Genomic DNA, 15,907 nt, shown 5'->3' on the forward strand with positions numbered 1-15,907 from the left:
CTTCTGCTGGACTGCGGCGCGGGGCCGAGGCCTGGCCGCCGAGCGAGCGAGCGTTGCAAATGGCCGCCGTGCTTGAGCACATTCGCCGCGTTCCCTCGCGCTTTATCGCCGTTGCCACCGTGGAGCCGCGCGAAGCGAATCAGCTGCCGCTAGGAGCGGTGTTGGTTGAATGTTTGCCCGGCCGCGCGGCAGTAGTGATGACGCCGCAGATCGATGCGTTGTTGCCGGTCAGCCAGCGCGACGAACTGGCCAGCGCTTTGCTCCTGGCACTCGATGGCGTTCTGCAGCAACAGAAAATTCTGCTCGCTCAAGCGTTGACCGAAAGACGCGAGCATCCCACGACGGCCATCTTTCAAGCCGCCGGCTATCGAGTGGCCAGCGACCTGTTGTATTTGGCCGCCGATCTGACGGGAGCGGCCAACCGGCGGATTCCGGGTTTTCCGATTCAACCGCTGGAGCTAGTAGCCGTTTCGCACGACGAAGACGCGCGCTGGATTCGGCTCATCGAGCAGACGTATGAAAAGACGCTCGACTGCCCCGCCGTCGATGGCTTGCGGCCGACGCGGCATGTGCTGCAAGAATATCGCGACATCGGCGTGCCGCGCACCGACTGGTGGTTCATCGCCCGCTACAACAGCGAAGACATCGGTTGCCTGATCCTCGCCGATCATCGCCCCGCCGCGCATGCGGAACTCGTTTATATGGGCCTGACTCCCGATATGCGCGGCCGCGGCTGGGGAGTTCACCTCGCGCACCAGGCCCAACTGATTGCCGCCACGAGCGGCGCCCAGCATCTGGTTCTGTCGGTCGATGCGGCCAATCTCCCCGCGCTCCGCCATTATCAAACGGCGGGATTTAAATTCCTGGAACAACGCACCGTGCTGGTGAAGGCGATTATCCCTACCCCGTAGGTCAGGCACTTCAGTGCCTGACCGTGCCTTACCCAGCAACGCTGCAATCGCGCCGGCCGTCTGCTAAATTCTGAATCAGTTTCCAGTTCTCCCCACTCTGCGAGTTTGCTGCTATGTCCCTCTCCCGCCTGTGTTGGTTGTTCGTTTTCACGTTAGCGACGGTTGCTCCCTTCGCCGTGCACGCCGCCGACGAGATTGCCAATGGCGATGTCGTGATCGGCCCTGAGTATTCGCTCGATCCCGATCTGAAAGACAAAGGAAATCCCAAGGGGAAGCAGTTCGAGTTCTCGCTGAAGCTCGCCGACAGCAAGATTTTTCCTGGCACCGACAAAACGCTCGACGCCAAGAAAGCCGTGCGTGAATCGCGCAAGGTCGTCGTCTACATTCCTGCCGCGTACAAAGACGGCGACAAGGCGCCGGTGCTGGTCACGCTCGATGGCCCGAGCAATTTGAACTATGTCCGCAATGCTCTCGACAATCTCACAATCTCGAAGGACGCCAATCGCAAGTTGCCGGCGTTCATCGTCGTCGCGGTCGAGAACGGCGGCAACGATGGCAAGGGAAGCGAACGCGGTCTCGAGTACGATACGATGTCGGACCGCTTTGCCCGCTTCATCAACGATGAAGTCCTTGTCGCCGTGCAGAACGACGAAAAAATCAAAGCGGCCTTTCCGAAGTTCGCCATCACCGCCGATCCCGATGGCCGCGGCATGATGGGCTGCAGCTCGGGCGGCGCTGCCGCTCTCACTGCGGGCTGGTTCCGGCCCGATCTGTTCCGCCGCTTGATCACGTACTCCGGCACGTTCGTCGATCAACAAGACGACGACGCTGCCGAAGAAAAGGAGTTCCCGCTCGGCGCTTGGGAATATCACTCCAGCAAGAAGCTGATTGAAACCAGCGAGAAGAAACCGCTGCGGATCTTCACGCACGTCTCGGAAAACGACAACCGCGCCAAGGACGCCGAAGAGACCTATCACAACTGGGTGATGGCCAACAACCGCACCGCGGCGGCGCTCAAGGCGAAGGGCTACGAATATCGCTACGTTTTCAGCAAAGCCACCGGCCATTGCGATGGCAAGGTGTTCCAGCAAACACTGGCCGACACGCTGGTTTGGGCCTGGAAGGGTTATGAAGCGAAGTAGTTAGTATCAGGCAGCGTAGGTCAGGCACTTAAGTGCCTGACCTACGGCGCTTGCGCCACCACATCATTGTGCCGGTTACGTACAGCACGGCCGGCATGAGGCCCACGATGAAGAACAGCGAGCGGCCGACGATGCCAAACGCGTCGCCGCTGTGCAGGGCGACTTGGATGCGAAAGAAAATATCGCTGGCCGTGTGCTTTCGCCAGTCGCGCATGGCCAGGATCTCGCCGCTGTATTGATCGATCCACACACGGCCCACGCCGCGGTTCTGGCCGATTTCGCCCGCTTGCCGCACGTAGATTTTGTACGTGGCGTCTTTCCCTTGCGGCAGTTCTATCGTCATCAAGCGGCAGTCTTTCATTTCCGCGCGGACGATCTCCACGGCTTCCTCGGCAGTGATCTTTTTTTGCCCCGCCGAAGTCGGCGGCTTCGAATTCACCTTGTTCGGAATCGGCGTGAGGGGCGATACATAGTTCGCCAGCGGTTTCAATTGCGGCGCAAAGATAATGATGATGCCAGTCGTCGTGATCAGCAGCAGGAAGATCGTCGACAGTCCGCCGATCGTTTTGTGCAGATCATAAATCCGCTTGCCGCGGCGAATGGCAAAAGCGTTTCGCACGCCGGACTTGAGCAGCGGCCACCACAGCATGACGCCGGAAATAATCGACGCGAACATCAGCACGCCCATCACGCCGAGAATGGTCGCGCCCGTTTTGCCGCCCAGCAGATTGGTGTGCATCTGGTTGACGATGGCCATGAAGCTCTCGGCGCGAACTCGCTTGCCGGTGACCTCGAGCGTGATTGGATCGACGAAAACTTCGGTGTCGATCACGCCGTCGTCGGTCTTCTGTTTGAAGCGAACCTTGCTGACGCTCCCTTGTTCGTGCGGCACTTCCAGGCTCACGGCTTTGCCCAGATCGGGATGAGCCTCGGCCGCGGCGGCAAAGATTTCGGTGAACGACCGCTGCGGGCCGGTACTCTCGGTGATCATCTGCGCTTCGTTCAAATGCTCATCGAGGTCGCGCTCGAAGACGAGCATGCTTCCCGTCACACCCATCGCGGCAAAGAGCAAGCCCACGGTCAGCCCGAGATACAGATGGACCTTCAGCCAGATTTTGCGGGCAATGAACACAGCGCGCACTCGTAGAAAAAACGATCACGAAAGGGTTCGCTGGCTGGTTTCGCAGCGCTCTGGCAACGCACGAACTGGCGGGCGGAATGAGTCGGTATTTTAGTCGCAGCCGCCGTTTTTCGCGAGACATCGGCGACGAGCACCTCGCCGCACTTTCAACAAGAAATCGTTGCAAGCAGCCGCGCGGTGATTTACATAGTTGTAAGTTTTGAGCAAATTCGTGATCCAGCCATGCAGCTGATGCGTGAAAATTAGCACTTATGAAAATCATTATTACCGGCCCGGCCGAGGCGTTTGATGACGATACCGAAGAGCCGGTCGACGATCCCCGCCGGTTAGCTCCGCTTGATGGTTTGGATTTCAGCACCGATAAGTGCTCGAATTATTTGGGTAAGGAACTGGACGAAATCGGCCTGCGGGGCGGCGTCATTCGTTTGGCCGTTGAGAAAAAGAAGCTCCGTGTTGTCACCGAGTTCGAATCGCCGCGGAAGCTGACGCCGGCAGAACTAGCCAAGCTGGTCGACGATACGCGCGGCCAATGGAGCGATGGCATCGGCGAAGGAGAATTTCGCCACGCGCAGAAGTACAAGTTGCAGATCGACGTTTCGCCGTTCGGCCTGGGACCGACAACCGCTAAGCAGATTGCTGACGGCAAGAAAGTTGCCACGCCGCGCGGCATGCCGCTGCACAAAGCCCTCGAAGAAAAGAAGGTGAAGCTCGCGCGCGAATTATTGGCCAGTGGCGTGAAGCTCGACGTGCGCGACAAGTATGGCCAAACGCCGCTGCACATTGCCTGCAGCGAAGGGCTGCTCGATCTTGCCGAGGAGTTCATTCAGGCCGGCGCCGATGTGCGGATCAAGAATAAGTCGGGAGCCACCGCGCTCGAGAGCCTGTGTGTCTGTCAAGAAAAGTGCATGCGCACTCCGCAGCCGCTCGCCGTGCTGAAGCTCTTGCTCAAAAAGGGCGTCGCCGTGGATGACGGCGACAAGCAAGGAGTCACGCCGCTGATGTGGGCTGTGAATCGTGGCCACCTCGAATTGGTGAAGGGCCTGATTAAAGCCGGCGCCAACGTGAACGCTCAGGATCGCGAGAAGGGAAACGAGAACCGAGTGCTGATGTACGCTTCCGACTTGGAGATCATCAAGCTATTGCTCAAGCACGGCGCCGATCCGCGCTTGAAGAATGCGTATGGCAACACGGCTTGGGATTCGGCCCTGCTGAACAGTCATCAGCGCGGCTACCGCCAGCGCGCCGAACTCCTGCAGAAGCATGGCGAGAAGTTGGATAAAAAAGAAAAAGACGACGAAGTAGGGAGGGCGAGGCTCCCGGGCCGTTAGTGCGAGCGGGCGACGACGAATTCCGCAATCATCAGCAGCACGTCCTTCGATGGCGATGGTGGCAGGCAATCGAGACGGCGGCGCGATTGGGCGGCGATGGCTTGGGCGCGATCGCGGGCGTAGTCGAGGCCGCCGTACTTTTGCAGATAAGGCGCGAGCGTGGCGGGAGTCGCTTGCTCGCTGCCGAGCAGTTCCAACAGTTGGGCGCGATCGGCGGGCGATGCTTCGCGCAATGTGTGAATGAGCGGCAGCGTCGGCTTTTGCTTTTCCAGATCCGTGCCCAGCGATTTGCCGGTGGCGTCTTCTTCGCCTTGCAGGTCGAGCAGGTCATCGGCGATTTGAAAGGCGATGCCCAGCTCGCGGCCGTAGAGATCGAGCTCTTCCACCTGGTCGGCGGGCAAGCCGGCGAAGAGTGCGCCGAGGCGGCAGCTGCAGGCCGTCAGTTCGGCCGTCTTGGCTTCGATGACTTGCAGGTATTCTTCCTCGGCGAGGTCGAATTGGCCGCGCGTTCCTTTTTGCCGTAGCTCCCCTTCGCAGACAATGTTCGTGGCATGGCCGATCAGGCGGCAGCCGAGGACGCTATCGATGGTGCTCGCCAGGTGAAAGGCGTGCGTGAAGAGATAGTCGCCGAGGAGCACGCTGGCTTCGTTATCCCAGCGAGCGTTAACGGTGGCGAGGTGGCGGCGCATTTGCGCATTGTCGAGCACATCGTCATGCACGAGCGTGGCGGTGTGCACCATTTCGACGACGGTGGCCAGCGTCAGGTGCTCCGGCACGATCTTGCCAGCGGCTTTCGCGGTGAGGAGCAGCAGGGCCGGTCGGAGCCGTTTGCCGCCCAGGAGGCAGCCGTAACGGACGAGCTCGTCGACGTAGGGATGCGGGTGGTGCATCTCGCGCCGGAAGATGGTCTCGACCTCGGCCAGTTCGGTGGCGATGGGTGCGTAGAGCGATTGCAGCGCCGGCGACAAAGCCGGCTCGGCGGTCAACGTAGACATGGGAACTGCATCCTGCCGCGTCATTTCGATTTGCCCAGCGAAGTTGCCAGGTTATTTACCGGAGTTGCCGGTTCTTCCTGGCTAATAACCGCAGCGGCGGTGGCGGCATCACGGACAAAATGCCCGCTTCGGCCACCCGACTTCTCGTCCAGCTGCACTCGTTCGATCACCAGGCCTCGATCGATGGCCTTGCACATATCGTAAACCGTGAGAGCCGCAGCAGATACGGCCACCAGAGCTTCCATTTCGACGCCCGTCTTGCCGGTCACGCGCGTGGTCGCCGAAATCGCCAGCGTCTGCTCGTCGACGTAGTCGAAAGCGAGCGATACGCCCTCGAGCGGCAATGTATGGCAGAGCGGAATCCACTCCGCCGTTCGCTTGGCGGCCATAATCCCTGCCAGGCGAGCAACTTCCAGCACGTTTCCCTTGGTCAGGGTCCCTTGCTTGATCCGTTCCAAAGTGGCCGGCTGCATCCGAATCTGCCCACTCGCCGTCGCCGAGCGCACGGTCACCGCCTTGGCCGAAACATCGACCATGCGGCTGGCGCCCTGCTCGTCGAAATGAGTGAAATCGTCAGGCACAGAGGAAAGGGGAGTGGTGGTTTGCGGCTCGTGCGGTTTAACCTAAGCACCAAGAATAACGCTCACCCCCCGGTGTGAACAGGCAGCCTGAACGCCCGACTGTCGCCTTTCACTCCCGTGAAAGGGGGCGTCTTGGGGCGGTTCCAAGTCGCTGCACGCTCCGCGATTAGAAGACGCGTGCTTTCACGGAGTGAAAGCCGACATTGCGGACAGTCTGCTTCTCTCCATGTTATAAGAACGCGCTAGACACGGCAGTATTCGCGGCACAAAATTTTGACGAGAATACCAAGCCTCTTCAGTAGCGCTCTTCCTATTCAGCAGTTCAACACGTGTTGTTAGCCGTTCGGCGAGGATGACAAGATGTTTATTCCAATTCCGGTTGTTGTGAGGCACGTCGTCAGAGTCAAAGGCGAAATGTTGAAGCTCATTACCTGTGAGCATTGCCAAACGGAATTTGGATTCGTAGTGCAACTAGAAGCGAGCGGAGAAGAGCACGACATCATCATGGCCGATGCAGGCGGCGCGAAACGCGCAACGAAGCGAGCCGAGCAAAACCTGCTGAAAAAAGGAAACAACGAAGTCCACCCGATTCCTTGTCCCCAGTGTGGGGCTTACCAGGAAGACATGGTGAAGTTGCTCAAGGAAGAAGGGACAAGCAACGCGCCGATGATTGCCGGACTAATTGTTGCGGTAATTTCGCTGATTCCCTTAGCCTGGCAAATGCCCGGCGCTTGGAAGTTGACGGCGGCAGGGCTCGTCATCGGGCTCGGAATGATGGGTTACAGCGATTTCGCCGCAGCCCTCTACAACCCCAATGCTGGTGACCCTGAACGCCGAAAAGCAACCGGCCGCAAACATACGGTGTGGGGACCAGAATTGGCAGAGTTGTTGAACGCCGGATCAGTGACCACCGAGCCGATTATGAAAATTGACGAATCGGATCCGGATGATGAGTAGCTGATGTTGGTTGTCAGGACGCCAGCCGTTCAAGCGAGGGCGAGGCGGGAGCCTCGTCCGCCTCGTCCTCCCCGCATGATTATAGTGTGCGGCGTGCATCGCGCGGCTTCTCACTCAGTTCATTGGACTAATCGTTCTCCAACGCAGCGATCAGCTTCTTGATTTCGTCAGCATTCAGATTCTGCGCCGTGCTGCGGAGCATGGACTCGAAATGGCGGATGCTGAGCGGATCGTATGGATAGCCGATGTTGCCTCGAGGGCCGACGCTAGTGGTGAGCAGTTTCGCGTCGGCATCCAAAATGGCGAACCAAGGAATCGAATCAACCCGTTTACCAAGACGGTCGATCGCTCGTCTTGAATTGGTCATGCGACCGTCGAGGACAACACAAACGTAGTCCTTTTGGACGAGTGTCTCCTGTTCACGCAGATACCGTTTGAGTTTGATGCAAGGAGCGCAGCCTGGGCCACTGATTTGCAACAGGACTCGCTTGCCGTCCCGTTTGGCTTGCGCGTAGGCCGCATCCAAAAGCTGCTCCGCATCTCGCTCGGCCATGTTTACGGCATGTTGCTCGAGAAACTTGGTGAGCCGCAGAACGTCAAACTTCTCCTCCGTTTGCAGGTCTGCTGTGGAAGTGGCCGCGACCAAGGTTCCTTGGTTGTCGAGCACCAGAAAGACCGCCTCTTTTTCGCCCGGTATTTTCACTTTGTGTTTTTCGAGCAGCGTTCGGCACTCATTGGCTTCGCTCGTGGTGTTGGCCCAAACAACACGGTATCCCGCCAGCGCGATCCCGAAAGATTGCACGCCATCCGGCGGGAGCTTGAAGCTGTCGGTGAAAAAATATCGCAGGGCAATCAATTGACGGGCGAGTTGAGATTCCGCATTCGTGGCGATAAGGAGCACACGCGTATCGGCCAGCGACGCGTCCTCTTGCCCTCGCTTCAAACGGCTGGCCAACTTGTGATCACGCAGGCCACTCTGATCGAACAATTCATCCAAGTTGCGCGGCCGATTGGGAAACTGCCGACCTTCCTGAGCCAATCTGCCGGCTTCGCGATCCAACTGACGCTGCTGCATCCCAAGCATTTGAATCTCGTCGGCCAAGACGATCTTCGCCTGACCGTCGGCGACGACATCATGTGCGGACCGCAGGACGCGTTGGCCCCGCTCCAGCGCCCCTCGCGCGGTGTCGTGGTAAGTCAGCAGCGTTTTGAGCGAGACGTCTGGCCCGTTGGGCCGATTTCGTTTGATTTCGGTCATCACCTTGGCAGCGTAGACATCGCTGGCCTCGATTGCGGCGGGATTGGCGGCGAGTCGCCGCTCGATGACTTCTAAGCTGGGCCAAACGCGACCGATCTGCTGGCGTGCGTTAGCAAGCGAACTACGAAAATCGGCGATCGCACTGACGACTTCCTTTGGCTCTTTGTCGCCCTGATCGAGGATCTGCTCTAGTTCTTCCAGTTTGGTGAGCGCGAGCTCTGGATTTGTTTCGCGAGCTTGCTCTGCCAGGTAAAAGGTCAACTCAGCGCGCTTCAGCAGTTCGCTACGGGCCACCGTTGAATTGCCGGATGGTTCCTGTGCCAGGCAAGGCCAAGCCAAGGTGAATGCCAACCAAGCCAAGACAAATTTCGATTGCATGAAATGACTCCGTGTCGCAAATCTTCGTGCCCCTGCCTCCTGTCCATGAATATAAGTTTAACGCCGAGTCATTTTCGAACGGAAGATGAGTCGAGCTGGTCAACTAGGTTCTGGCTACTGAATTGTCGTTTTTCGCTAAGGCCATGTTCACTCTGGCAGATCTTTTTCGGCAGCGTGTAGAATTACTCGCATAAAACCCACAGCCCGAGAATGGTTCTTCTTATGCTTTATTGCGTTGCTATGTAGCGGTTGGGTCTGGGATGGCCAGAGGCATCGGCAGCGGGAGGAATTCGCCGTCGACAACTTCTGCCGATTTACCGGTCATCGGGCAGAGGTTGCTCGCCTAGCCCTATTCACAGCAAAGCTGTATCCCATACCGACTGCTGGAGCTCAGCAAACAAATCCAACGGCAGTTAGCGGCCAGCCATGAAACGCGAATCGCGCGCACCCTTGATCGTCGCCGTTGTGCTAGTGCTCCTCCCGGTGCTGTATGTGGGGAGCTATTTGGCGCTGGTCGAGCCTGCCGATCGCCTAACCGTTATAGCGATAATTTTTATGAAGCGTCGGCCGCCATCGAACTACCGAACTCAAGGAGAATGGGAATCGGTCTTCTTCTGGCCGCTGGAGTAGATCGACCGGAAGCTGAGGCCGAGAGCTTGGCAGAGCGACTGGGACGGTGCTGCAGACGAATGGTATTCAGGCCCAAAATATTAAGGCCTCAAGCTGTGCAGAAATTGGGCGAGCCAAGTCCAACGATAAATCGCCACGTTAATTCCCAATGCTAGACTCTCGGCTGCGACTAGGGCCATCACGAATTGCATACTGAACTGCCCGAACCTCTGGGCGGAAATCCCCTGGTAAACGATCATGAGCGCCGGCAGCCAGACCGGAGAGGTCGTGATGGCGAGGACGATCGCAATCGCAGTCCAGAACTGAGCGCTGATCAGCAAGTCATTGGCCATTACTTTCTCCCACACAACCGTACTTGATCGCCCAACAACCGCCGCGGCGAAAGCGAAAGGCATGGCTCTTTAGGCTACGCAATCTCGGCACAATCGCAAGCATTTCGATCAAAAGGCTCGGCTAAGGTGCTGCTCTGGTAGTTCTGTTTTAAGGAGTTGGTCGAACATGGCCTATTGACTTAACAAGTGATCTTTTGTATATTATAAGGATTGTGGGTGCTGGGCGATTAAGTGGACCCGTTTTCGATTGGCACGGGAAGTGCCTAGGGCGGCGGCTCACTTCGCAATTTGTCTTGCCAGTTTGGCGCATCGCCCCACGTCTCAGGCCGGACTCGCCGGTCGAGGAATTCCAGCGGCCAGAAGAACCGATCGGTCTTTGGATAGCCAAATCGGTAGTTAGACCACGTCCAGGACGGTTCTAGCGTTTGTTGGTCCACATAATTCGGTCGAACAACGCTGCGGCCACTTGGCACGACCAGCGCCAAATAGCTCCCCACATACACCACCGGCAAGAGCAGCAGCACGATAGCGACGATCAGCGGTGCGCGGGATTCGCGTTTCATGTTATTTCGGCGCACCCTCCACAGGATCAGCTGCCAGGAGCGAGGGCGGCTGTACGAGCGCTGCCTCAAACATCTTAAGCGTGTTGACCAAGGTGTCGAATTCAAGCTTCGTGAGCTTTGACGGAACATTCAGCCATGCGACCTTGAGCGATGGCATCGTGATGGGCAAGTTAACGGTTTCGGCGACCACCCCCATGCTCGGCATGATCGGGTTTGTCGGCAAGTGATAAGTCGTTGTCGTCATTTGATTTGGAAGCGGAGCTTGGTTTCGCCCCGCCGTATTTGGGTATGACGTTGCTGAGTCGCTCGATTCATGCGAGTCCAGATCGTCATCATCGTCTTCAATTGTATCTGGTTCCGCGACGCGAGCATAGGCAACAGTTTGAGACAACTGCCGTATGAACTTATCAACATGGGCATCATTGAACTCCATTTCGCGGATCAGAAACGCAGATAGCGAAGCATTTGACGGCAGGTGTCCACCGTACTTTTCCCAGATCTTTCGATGTAGCGGGGGTGAAAGGGCAGCTGTCTTGATGGCCTTAAGCCGTTCCGGAGAAGACTCGTTTTCGGCAATCAGAATATCTAACGCGAGATTTGACAGTCGCACCTGACGCGACTCAGTTCCGCCGTCTTCCTCGACCAAAAGGCCAAATTGCTTCAGCGCAGCAACTGCACGAAGTCCGCCGCTGCTTGCAGCCGTTTCGTAGCCGAAATGCTCGCAGACTACAACATCCACTGGGACTGCATGCCGTTTCTCGTGGCGGTAAATGACCGAAGCCTTTTCGATTGCCTCTTGCAGATTGATTGATGGGTATGCTGGGCTGCGCAGTCGCTGTTTTTTCCGGTCGTCGGCCATAAATAGATCCTGGTTGAGTTCCTGTCTGATCGGTATCTGAGCCATATCATTGCAGACAAAACAGATTTGTCAAGAAACATCGCAGACAGGGGCTAGACTCGTGCCTCGACGACGGGTAAGATTTGGAAGTCGCAGCAATGGAAAGGATGGTGCGCGATGGCTAGAAGGGAACGCAGGATCAGCCAGTTGGTTGTCGCTGGTTGATCTGCCGCAGGCTCAGAAATGAGCGAGTCAGAAGAGGGGCCGGGACCGCAAATCGAGGCTACCCAAATCTGGCGAGATGACCTTTTTCAAGATCGTTAGAGTGGTGAATCGTTAATCCTGGTGCTGGTCGTGTCACCGACCAGATGACCGTCCAAAGGATCAGGACGGAGCTTCCAAAACTTCGCGATTCACCGCTCGCTTTTGCTTGCTAGTGCAAACATGGCTTTTCACTATCATATACAGCCTCGCTTTTCGAGGCTATGGCGTCTCCGCTGATTTTGTGGAGACCGGCCCGCGTCTTGGTGGCGCAGCAGATTTATAAACTGCCGAAGGGTACGGCGTCGCCGTTGGGATCGTAACCCCCGCTCTCCGCTCAGCCCTTCTTGCTAAGCAATTCGCGAATGGCAATTGTGACCGCCTGTGAGCGGTTCCAACCCTCTTTCTCGCGTAGCTCATCGAGTTGTGCCACTACGTCACTCGGCACTGTAACGGCCACCAGAACGGCCTTTGCGTCAGGGTCAATTGGCTTCCGGCCAGCGCCCTTCCGTTTGCCGCCGTGCGCCTTTTTCTTCCCTATTTTCCACTCCTTGAAAGAAATATAATCGAATCATGTTGACGGCGAACATGATTCTAATATAATAGAAATCAACGCGGGCCGGCAAGCCCACGAAAAAAGCCCAGTCCAACCCGGCAAGGTCGAACTGGGCCAGCAAAGAAAACCAGGCTGTTCGCCCGATTCCCCAGCGTAGTAACTGGAATCATAAGCGAGGCAGCCGCAACTTTGAAGGCTGTCCCTATGATCGGTCTCCCAGAATGCAATCACCCCCGGAGCAAGAAGAGCGGGATGACGAAGTGCGGAACGCAGCGCTACAAGTGCTTGGAATGCGGTAAGCGGTTCACGCACAGCACGAAGGTGCTCAGCGGCATGAGGCTTGGAGTTGAGAAGTCGGCGCAGGTCATCAGCATGCTTTGCGAAGGGTTGAGCATCCGTGCTACTTCGCGTTTGTCGGGTGTCTGCAAAGACACGATTCTCGAATTGCTGCTGACCGTTGGCCAGCGCTGCAAGACATTCCTCGAAAACGTGATCGTCGGCCAGCCAGTGAAGGACGTGAGCGTCGACGAACTTTGGAGCTTCTGCATGATGAAGGAGCGGACCCGCAAGATTAACAGCCTGCCGGTTGGCAGCTGCGGTGACAACTACTGCTATGTCGGCTTCGAGCGCAACACGCGGCTCATCCTCGCTTGGCATTCAGGCGAGCGGACTCACCAGAACGGTTTGGAGTTCGTGCAGAAGCTCCAGCGGGCTTGCGAGAAAGGCCGCTGCCAGATCAGCAGCGACGGTTGGAAGCCCTACAAGCACCTGATCCCGAATCACTTCCCGAACGCCGACTACGGCATGGTCATCAAGATATTCGCGAGCGCTGGCGATCAGACCCGCTACAGCCCCGCGAAGATAGTCGAAATGAAACTGCGGACTATCGCTGGCAAGCCAGACGAGAGCCGCATGAACACCAGCCACAGCGAACGTTTCAATCTGACGATTCGCATGGGCATGCGTCGGTTCACTCGGTTGACGAACGGCTTCAGCAAGTCGCACGAGCACCACGAAGCGGCCTTGGCTTTGTTCTTCATGCACTACAACTACGTCGCGATGCACGGCACGATTAAGTCGACGCCAGCACAAGCGGCAGGTCTGGCAGATCGGCAGTGGACGATTGCCGAAATGATCGAAGCGGTTGGCACCTACGTGAAGCCTGAACCAAAGCGACCATCGATCATCGAAGCGATCGAGCGGATAGGCGACAACTAGTCGCCAGTCGGCCCCGTCAGAAATGGCGGGGCTTTTTCATTTCTTGTGGTAAAATTATTTTCAGATTTTTCGCAGGTCCACTTAGTCGACCACTACCGGATTGTGTTTCCCAGGCGTGCAAGGTTAACCGCCCTTTTAGCCACCAGCTTTAGCTGGTGGTCCGAGCGCGCAGGGTGTCCGGCTTTAGCCATCAAGTCCTGCGGGACCCGTAGGAATGGCTAAAGCCGGGTGCCTTGGTTTGCTGACCACCAGCTAAAGCTGGTGGCTAAGTGGAAAGAAGGCCACCACTGGTGGATAGTGGTTGCGGCAAGATGAGGGTTGTGAAACTCTCCTGCGACCGCGAGTTCGTTGTTGTGAGTTCCCTAAAAAACTGTTGTAGAACTGCCTCAGAACTGTTGTGAAAGATTTCTGCAGAAAATAAAGGTTGCGCCGGCGGCGTTCGCCGCAAGTAGTTGGCCGGAAATGGTTTTCGGCGGCAGTAAAGTGCGCAAGAGTCGAAATCGAGTTGCTGCGAAAGTGTTGTGAAAAAATTGCCGTACAAGTCAGCAGTTTGTGCTTAAATGCTGGCGGTTTCAGGCCTTGCGCAGAATGCGATTTTCGCGCAGAAGTGTTGTATAACCGGCCGCGGATGAGAGCTTATGGCGGCGACCTTAGGCAGCGCGGCGGAAGCTGGCGACGGGGAGCAGCGTCGAGACGACGTGGGTCAGTTTGCCGTCGGCGTCGTAGAACTTGAGTTGGTTCTCTTCGACAAACCAGATGGCGTGGCCGCCTTCGCCGGTGAAGCGGCGGCCGCAGTAGTTGCCACCCTTGATGAGAATGCTCTCGCTGAATTCGCTGGGTTGCGGCATGCCCGCGCGGGCGAAGGCTTCGGCCACGAGGAGGCGCACGTGCTGAGTCATTTCCGCGTGAGGCATTTCGGTCACCGACTGAACGAGCATCCACAAACGACCCAAGCTGAACGTGGCAAAGGTCGCTGCCATCAATATCGGCGCAATCGCAGCGGCACATTCCGTTTTCGTTATCTGTTCCTTAACGTCCGCCCAGCTTACGCAGTCGGCCGATGTCTGCGAAACGCAAGCGATATGCTGGCAATGGTCGATGAAGAGAAATGACACCTGAGATTCAGCAATTTGCGGAGTTTTTCTCATGTCTGACGAAGCCCAACCAATTCGCCTGGCCGATCTGCACCCCGATGAGATTCAGGAGTTGCTGGAAGAGGCGGGAATCGAAGCGACCGAAGAGCAAGTGAAAATGATCTCGGCTTTTGTGGCCAGCGTTGGTGGTTTGGAAAACGCCCAAGGGCTGTTTGACGAGTTGAAGGAATTGCGGCCGGCCGCGTAGCGCTTGCGGCCTACCTGTTCGCCGCAGTTGTCGCGGAGTACTCTTTCCTGCTGCAAGCGGCGGCGGTTGTCTTTTTCTTGGGCTTGGACGAGCGGCCCGCGCTGTCGCGTGTCAACTTGTTGCGACTGGGTGCGACGGTGTCTTCTACCGAGAAACTTCGAGCTCAATATCTCGCACTCCTCGCCATCGTGGCGGCGGTTTGCTGCAGCGGTTGTCCCTCGCCAGAACCGAAGCGGTCCGGCTCGGCTGATCCAACTAAACCGCAATCGCCGAGCGCCTCGGCCAAAGATGACGCTGCTGCGATCGCTGCGCTCCAGGCCAAGGGCGTGACATTGAATCGCGACAAAGCCGGCAACATCGGTGAAGTGATTCTGTCTGCCGATTGCACCAACGACGATCTGAAGCACGTCGCCGCACTGCCGCACTGCACGACTCTCTCGGCCGCAGCGTCTGGCATTTCCGGCGCAGGTCTGGCCCATCTCAAGTGGCACCCTGGCCTGAAGATTTTACGTCTCGAGCAAAGCAGCATTCAAAACGAAGATGCTCAGCAACTGCTGGAGATTCCGAAGCTGGATGATCTCGATCTGAGGAAAACCGCCTTCACCACGCCCGCTTTTGTGACATTGGCCAAGCATAAGGCGCTTCGCAAGATTCGCGCGCCGCAAACCAAGTTTGATAACGAATCGCTGAAAGCGATTGCGCCGATGAAGCAACTCGTGGCGCTCGACCTGAGCGATTGCGAACTCTTGACGGCTGTGGGATGTGCCGCGCTGGGCGACTTGCCAAACCTGGAAATGCTGAAGCTCTCGGGTAGCGGCATCGACGACGGGACGCTTGATTTCATCGTCCCGCTGAAGAAGCTCAAGGTGCTCGGCCTGGCTCAATCGTCGGTGACGAAAGTCGGGCTCGACAAACTGGAACAGCATCCAGCTTTGAAAAAGCTCGACCTGTATGGTTGCCCGAATGTGAATTCGGCGGCTCTCGAAAAGCTCGGTACGATTCCGAACCTCGAAACGCTCGTGCTGCGGAAGACGACCGTGGCGAATGACGGTATGACGTTTCTCGCGGGGCTGAAGAACCTGAGAGAGCTCGACCTATCGGAAACCAGCATCGGCACGGGTGCTGATTTTGCCGCGATCACGGCAGTGCAGAGCCTCGTCGATTTTAACGTCTGGTCAACCGGCTTCGGTGATGCTGATATGCCTGCGGTCGGCCAGCTGAAGAATCTGGAGAGGTTGAATCTCGACAAGACCAAGGTCACCGACGTCGGCCTGGAAAGCGTTCAGGGGCTGGAAAAGCTCGAGTACATTCACCTCGGCAAAACGACGATAACCGACCAAGGCCTGGCTCATTTGCAGGGGCTGAAAAAGTTGGAGACGGTGATCGTGACCGTCGTCCCGGGTGTGACCGACGATGGAGCGGCGGCGTTGAAAAAGGCGATTCCGGGTGTGAACGTGAAGCGTTGAGATGGTGGAGC

Annotated in this window: 17 protein-coding genes; 8 read left to right on the top strand and 9 right to left on the bottom strand. The window is 57.3% G+C overall.

The genetic code is table 11. The features are described from left to right. Positions 1-59: 59 nt before the first annotated feature. Together M9Q49_RS06130 and M9Q49_RS06135 are read left to right on the top strand one after the other, a co-directional pair. The gene (locus M9Q49_RS06130; RefSeq protein WP_254507828.1) at positions 60-911 is read left to right on the top strand and encodes a GNAT family N-acetyltransferase; all 852 of its coding nucleotides are present in this window, start codon (positions 60-62) and stop codon (positions 909-911) included. 113 nt (positions 912-1,024) lie between these two features. Then, positions 1,025-2,053, top strand: a complete 1,029-nt coding sequence (locus M9Q49_RS06135) for an alpha/beta hydrolase (protein ID WP_254507829.1) — start codon at positions 1,025-1,027, stop codon at positions 2,051-2,053. A 28-nt stretch (positions 2,054-2,081) separates the two neighbouring features. Here M9Q49_RS06135 and M9Q49_RS06140 read toward each other — a convergent pair whose 3' ends face one another. Next, a complete protein-coding gene (locus M9Q49_RS06140) occupies positions 2,082-3,185 on the bottom strand; it encodes a PepSY-associated TM helix domain-containing protein (protein ID WP_254507830.1) in 1,104 nt (367 codons plus the stop codon). 260 nt (positions 3,186-3,445) lie between these two features. Here M9Q49_RS06140 and M9Q49_RS06145 point away from each other — a divergent pair, with 260 nt between their 5' ends. Further along, positions 3,446-4,522, top strand: coding sequence for an ankyrin repeat domain-containing protein (locus tag M9Q49_RS06145; RefSeq protein ID WP_254507831.1), 1,077 nt, complete (start codon positions 3,446-3,448; stop codon positions 4,520-4,522). On the opposite strand, the gene M9Q49_RS06150 is transcribed toward M9Q49_RS06145, so the two are convergent. Further along, entirely contained in the window at positions 4,519-5,517 is a 999-nt protein-coding gene (locus M9Q49_RS06150; RefSeq protein ID WP_254507832.1) for a polyprenyl synthetase family protein, read from the bottom strand. The two genes, M9Q49_RS06145 and M9Q49_RS06150, sit on opposite strands and share 4 nt — an antisense overlap. A gap of 20 nt (positions 5,518-5,537) precedes the next feature. Continuing rightward, positions 5,538-6,098: a cyclic pyranopterin monophosphate synthase MoaC gene (gene moaC / locus M9Q49_RS06155; protein ID WP_315861164.1), complete on the bottom strand. Its 561-nt coding sequence runs from the start codon at positions 6,096-6,098 to the stop codon at positions 5,538-5,540. Between the two features lie 360 nt (positions 6,099-6,458). On the opposite strand from moaC, the gene M9Q49_RS06160 reads away from it, so the two are divergent. After that, positions 6,459-7,055 (top strand): hypothetical protein, encoded by a 597-nt coding sequence (locus M9Q49_RS06160; protein WP_254507833.1) that lies wholly within the window; start codon positions 6,459-6,461, stop codon positions 7,053-7,055. Between the two features lie 127 nt (positions 7,056-7,182). Here the strand turns inward: M9Q49_RS06160 and M9Q49_RS06165 are convergent, their stop codons facing one another. Then, positions 7,183-8,691, bottom strand: coding sequence for a thioredoxin family protein (locus tag M9Q49_RS06165; RefSeq protein ID WP_254507834.1), 1,509 nt, complete (start codon positions 8,689-8,691; stop codon positions 7,183-7,185). 426 nt (positions 8,692-9,117) lie between these two features. On the opposite strand from M9Q49_RS06165, the gene M9Q49_RS06170 reads away from it, so the two are divergent. After that, a complete protein-coding gene (locus M9Q49_RS06170) occupies positions 9,118-9,321 on the top strand; it encodes a hypothetical protein (protein WP_254507835.1) in 204 nt (67 codons plus the stop codon). 80 nt (positions 9,322-9,401) lie between these two features. Here M9Q49_RS06170 and M9Q49_RS06175 read toward each other — a convergent pair whose 3' ends face one another. From M9Q49_RS06175 to M9Q49_RS35935, 4 genes are all read right to left on the bottom strand, one after another. Beyond that, on the bottom strand, positions 9,402-9,653 hold the full coding sequence (locus M9Q49_RS06175) for a hypothetical protein (RefSeq protein ID WP_254507836.1): 252 nt from the start codon (positions 9,651-9,653) through the stop codon (positions 9,402-9,404). 263 nt (positions 9,654-9,916) lie between these two features. Continuing rightward, positions 9,917-10,216 carry a hypothetical protein gene (locus M9Q49_RS06180; RefSeq protein ID WP_254507837.1) on the bottom strand — a complete coding sequence of 100 codons (300 nt, stop codon included), beginning with the start codon at positions 10,214-10,216 and terminating at the stop codon, positions 9,917-9,919. A gap of 1 nt (position 10,217) precedes the next feature. After that, positions 10,218-11,075, bottom strand: a complete 858-nt coding sequence (locus M9Q49_RS06185) for a hypothetical protein (RefSeq protein ID WP_254507838.1) — start codon at positions 11,073-11,075, stop codon at positions 10,218-10,220. A 577-nt stretch (positions 11,076-11,652) separates the two neighbouring features. Next, positions 11,653-11,775, bottom strand: a complete 123-nt coding sequence (locus M9Q49_RS35935) for a ribbon-helix-helix domain-containing protein (protein ID WP_390843458.1) — start codon at positions 11,773-11,775, stop codon at positions 11,653-11,655. A 300-nt stretch (positions 11,776-12,075) separates the two neighbouring features. Here M9Q49_RS35935 and M9Q49_RS06190 point away from each other — a divergent pair, with 300 nt between their 5' ends. Then, positions 12,076-13,089: an IS1/IS1595 family N-terminal zinc-binding domain-containing protein gene (locus M9Q49_RS06190; protein ID WP_449224115.1), complete on the top strand. Its 1,014-nt coding sequence runs from the start codon at positions 12,076-12,078 to the stop codon at positions 13,087-13,089. Between the two features lie 650 nt (positions 13,090-13,739). Here the strand turns inward: M9Q49_RS06190 and M9Q49_RS06195 are convergent. Further along, on the bottom strand, positions 13,740-14,069 hold the full coding sequence (locus M9Q49_RS06195) for a hypothetical protein (protein ID WP_254507840.1): 330 nt from the start codon (positions 14,067-14,069) through the stop codon (positions 13,740-13,742). A 166-nt stretch (positions 14,070-14,235) separates the two neighbouring features. Here M9Q49_RS06195 and M9Q49_RS06200 point away from each other — a divergent pair, with 166 nt between their 5' ends. Continuing rightward, a complete protein-coding gene (locus M9Q49_RS06200; protein WP_254507841.1) occupies positions 14,236-14,430 on the top strand; it encodes a hypothetical protein in 195 nt (64 codons plus the stop codon). Positions 14,431-14,567: 137 nt separating this feature from the next. Further along, positions 14,568-15,896 carry a leucine-rich repeat domain-containing protein gene (locus M9Q49_RS06205; RefSeq protein ID WP_254507842.1) on the top strand — a complete coding sequence of 443 codons (1,329 nt, stop codon included), beginning with the start codon at positions 14,568-14,570 and terminating at the stop codon, positions 15,894-15,896. Positions 15,897-15,907 lie beyond the last annotated feature (11 nt).

Source organism: Anatilimnocola floriformis (genome assembly GCF_024256385.1).
Taxonomy (GTDB): Bacteria; Planctomycetota; Planctomycetia; order Pirellulales; family Pirellulaceae; genus Anatilimnocola; species Anatilimnocola floriformis.

Excerpts from the sequence above, each read along its gene's own strand:
- M9Q49_RS06175 (WP_254507836.1), bottom strand. The coding sequence starts at position 9,653 with ATGGCCAATGACTTGCTGATCAGCGCTCAGTTCTGGACTGCGATTGCG.
- M9Q49_RS06165 (WP_254507834.1), bottom strand. The coding sequence starts at position 8,691 with ATGCAATCGAAATTTGTCTTGGCTTGGTTGGCATTCACCTTGGCTTGG.
- M9Q49_RS06130 (WP_254507828.1), top strand. The coding sequence starts at position 60 with ATGGCCGCCGTGCTTGAGCACATTCGCCGCGTTCCCTCGCGCTTTATC.
- M9Q49_RS06190 (WP_449224115.1), top strand. The coding sequence starts at position 12,076 with ATGATCGGTCTCCCAGAATGCAATCACCCCCGGAGCAAGAAGAGCGGG.
- M9Q49_RS06185 (WP_254507838.1), bottom strand. The coding sequence starts at position 11,075 with ATGGCCGACGACCGGAAAAAACAGCGACTGCGCAGCCCAGCATACCCA.
- M9Q49_RS06150 (WP_254507832.1), bottom strand. The coding sequence starts at position 5,517 with ATGTCTACGTTGACCGCCGAGCCGGCTTTGTCGCCGGCGCTGCAATCG.
- M9Q49_RS06160 (WP_254507833.1), top strand. The coding sequence starts at position 6,459 with ATGTTTATTCCAATTCCGGTTGTTGTGAGGCACGTCGTCAGAGTCAAA.
- M9Q49_RS06135 (WP_254507829.1), top strand. The coding sequence starts at position 1,025 with ATGTCCCTCTCCCGCCTGTGTTGGTTGTTCGTTTTCACGTTAGCGACG.
- M9Q49_RS06195 (WP_254507840.1), bottom strand. The coding sequence starts at position 14,069 with ATGGCAGCGACCTTTGCCACGTTCAGCTTGGGTCGTTTGTGGATGCTC.
- M9Q49_RS06180 (WP_254507837.1), bottom strand. The coding sequence starts at position 10,216 with ATGAAACGCGAATCCCGCGCACCGCTGATCGTCGCTATCGTGCTGCTG.
- M9Q49_RS06170 (WP_254507835.1), top strand. The coding sequence starts at position 9,118 with ATGAAACGCGAATCGCGCGCACCCTTGATCGTCGCCGTTGTGCTAGTG.
- M9Q49_RS06200 (WP_254507841.1), top strand. The coding sequence starts at position 14,236 with ATGTCTGACGAAGCCCAACCAATTCGCCTGGCCGATCTGCACCCCGAT.
- M9Q49_RS06145 (WP_254507831.1), top strand. The coding sequence starts at position 3,446 with ATGAAAATCATTATTACCGGCCCGGCCGAGGCGTTTGATGACGATACC.